At 71.3% G+C, this 1452-nt stretch carries 1 protein-coding gene; it reads left to right on the top strand.

Features of this window, described 5'->3' with window-relative positions:
* Positions 1–2: 2 nt before the first annotated feature.
* Positions 3–1452 (top strand): condensation domain-containing protein (locus ETD85_RS67200; RefSeq protein ID WP_338087276.1); only part of this gene is annotated, 1450 nt, incomplete at its 3' end.

Genomic DNA, 1452 nt, shown 5'->3' with positions numbered 1-1452 from the left:
GGGTGGGGCTGGAGAACTACTACGGTCCGACCGAGGCGTCGATCGATGTGACGGCGTGGCGGTGTTCTGCGGGCTGGGACGGAGCTTCGGTGCCGATCGGCAGGCCGGTGGCCAACACCCGGGCGTACGTGCTGGACGAGCGGCTGTCTCCGGTGCCGGTCGGCGTGGTGGGCGAGCTCTATCTGGCCGGGGTGCAGCTCGCGCGCGGTTACGCCGGGCGCCCCGGCCTGACCGCGGAACGGTTCGTGGCGTGTCCGTTCGGCGGCGGGCGGATGTATCGGACCGGGGACCGGGTGTCCTGGTCGGCGGATGGTGAGCTGTTGTTCGCCGGGCGTGCGGACGACCAGGTGAAGATCCGCGGTTTCCGGGTGGAACCCGGCGAGATCAGCTCGGTGCTGGCCGGCTGTCCTGGAGTGGAACACGTGGCCGTGCTGGCGCGGGAGGACGTGCCGGGGGACGTGCGGTTGGTGGCTTATGTGGTGCTGTCGGGTGAAATTTCGGTCGATGTCGTGCGGGAGTTCGCCGCGGCGCGGTTGCCCGAGTACATGGTGCCGTCGGCGGTGGTGGCGTTGGACGCCCTGCCGGTGTCGGTCAACGGCAAGCTCGACCGCAAGGCCCTGCCCGCCCCCCGATACACCGCGAGCACCAGCCGCGCCCCCGTCAACCCGCGCGAGGAGGTGCTGTGCGCGGCCTTCGCCGAGATCCTGGGGCTGGACGGCGTGGGGGTGGATGACGACTTCTTCCGGCTCGGCGGGCATTCGCTCCTGGTGATCCGGCTGGTGGAGCTGCTGAGGTCGCGTGGAGTGCCGGTGTCGGTGCGGGCGTTGTTCGAGACACCGACGGTGGCCGGACTGGCCGCGGCGGCCGGGCCCCGGCAGGTGAGCGTTCCGGAGAACCGCATCCCGGCCGGCGCGACCGCCATCACGCCGGAGATGCTGCCCCTGGTGGATCTGACCGCCGAGGAGATCGGGCGGGTCGTGGCCACTGTCGAGGGCGGCGCGGCGAGCGTGGCCGACATCTATCCGCTGGCGCCGTTGCAGGAAGGGCTGCTGTTCCACCACCTGCTCGCCGACGGCGGCGAGGACGCGTACGTGCTGCGGGCGGTGCTGGAGTTCGACTCCCGGGACCGGACGGAGCGGTTCGTCGAGGCGCTGCAGCGGGTCGTGGACCGGCACGACATCTACCGCACGTCCCTGGCGTGGGAGGGGTTGCGGGAGCCGGTCCAGGTGGTGCGGCGCCACGCCGTCCTGCCGGTGCGGGAGGTGACGCTGGACCCGGACGGCGCCGATCCCGTCGATGAGCTGGTGGCGCACGCGGGTTCGGCGATGGACCTGCGCCGGGCGCCGTTGATGGATGTGCATCTGGCGGTGGTGCCGGGTGGTGATCGGTGGCTGGCGTTGGTGCGTATGCATCATGTGGTGCGTGATCACACCGCGTTGGAGGTGTTGCTGG

It is taken from the genome of Nonomuraea zeae, from assembly GCF_005889725.1.
Classification (GTDB): Bacteria; Actinomycetota; Actinomycetes; order Streptosporangiales; family Streptosporangiaceae; genus Nonomuraea; species Nonomuraea zeae.
Note: the sequence above shows the minus strand (reverse complement) of the source record. Positions and strands in the feature narration are given on the sequence as shown.